Genomic DNA, 1,445 nt, shown 5'->3' on the forward strand with positions numbered 1-1,445 from the left:
ACGGCGGTCTCGCGGAAGGCGCGTTCGAGATCGTCGAGCGAGACTTCGCCGGGACGCAGCGGCCGTTCCAGCACCTGCTCCACCAATGTGCCGTGAGCCACTTGAGTCTCCTTGGGTGCAGCGGGTTGAACCGCGGGTGAAATGGTCACTGGGGCAGGTTGGATCGGCGCCGCATGCGCGCCGCCCTCGGCCATTTCGTGCAGCTTTTCGATCAGGTCCTCGTCGCTGCCTTCCGGCTCGTTCTCGGTGGCTTCAAGGCCAGCGAGAATCTCCTTGATGCGATCGATGCTGCTCAAGATCAGCGTGACGGCGCCGGCGGTGACCGGCATGCCATCGCGGAATTTGCCCATCAGGGTCTCGCCGGCATGGGCCAGCGCTTCCAGCCTCGGCAGGCCGAGGAAGCCGCAGGTGCCCTTGATCGTGTGCACCAGGCGAAAGATGTTATCCAGAATCTTCGCGTCGCTCGGATCCTGCTCGAACCGCACCAGCTGATTGTCGACCGTATCCAGGCTCTCGTTGGTCTCTGTCAGGAATTCCCGCAAAAGATCATCCATCAGAGCCTGCCCCTCAACTATCGATGCGACGGTCGTCTGTCAGGCATACCCTTTTGGATTTCACGACCACGTTAATTTCAGTGTCCGTGCAACTACGGATAACCCCAATAAATTGTCGTAAAATGCGGCGCAGATAGCGCGATGGCGTCGGCCAACGCCGTTAGCCGACGCTTCAAAATCCGAGCCGAGATTTTCGCAAAAAATTTGACTGATGATTTCTTCGATGAGCAAACGGACGCATCTTGCGTCGCGCGGCAAAACCGACGCGGATCAAGCGGCCAGCAAGGCGTCTTCGCGCTTCATCAGTTTGCGAATTTCCTTGAGCGCCTTGTAGAGCGCGCCGCTCGAAACGTGCGCGCTAATGGCATCGATCGCCAGGCGATCGCCGGGACTGCTGTTGCGCAGATCGCGCAGGAAGCCCTGATATGCAGGCAGGTATTTCGGAATATCGCTCTTCAGATACATGGTCTGGACGCAGAGATAGAGCCGCTTGGCCGGCGTATTGGCGGTCTCGGCGGTGACGGTGTCGCGCTCGCGAAGTATCGGCGCCTCGCCGTCGACCAGGAACGACGTACGGGTATCGGAATTGATGAGAACGGTTTCGCCGATCACGATCCGCTCAAATGGCTTCAATTCGACGCGTAGCGGCACAATTGTCTCCAGCTCGAAGACCTCGCGAGCGTAATCGCCCGCGACGTTTGCGAAACATCTCTCGAGAAGATACGCGGCAAACACGCCGCCATCCGGCATTCAGGAATTTGGGATCGATGGTGGCGGCAGGGTTTCCCCCGCCGCCTTGATCGTTGTCTTCGCAGCTGAACTTAGCGGAGCAGCTGGAGCACGCTCTGCTGGCTCTGGTTGGCCAGCGCCAGCGCGGACACCGCGATCGAC

General features: G+C 59.7%; 2 protein-coding genes. Both read right to left on the bottom strand.

Going from position 1 to position 1,445, the window contains the following annotated elements; all coding sequences use genetic code 11:
* A partial coding sequence (locus JQ574_RS34755; RefSeq protein WP_212215256.1) for an Hpt domain-containing protein occupies nt 1–554 on the bottom strand: 554 nt, incomplete at its 3' end.
* A 270-nt stretch (nt 555–824) separates the two neighbouring features.
* Nucleotides 825–1,205 (bottom strand): flagellar biosynthesis repressor FlbT, encoded by a 381-nt coding sequence (gene flbT / locus JQ574_RS34760; RefSeq protein ID WP_212215257.1) that lies wholly within the window; start codon nt 1,203–1,205, stop codon nt 825–827.
* Nucleotides 1,206–1,445: the final 240 nt, after the last annotated feature.

The sequence above is a fragment of the Bradyrhizobium sp. AUGA SZCCT0158 genome, from assembly GCF_018130065.1.
Taxonomy (GTDB): domain Bacteria; phylum Pseudomonadota; class Alphaproteobacteria; order Rhizobiales; family Xanthobacteraceae; genus Bradyrhizobium.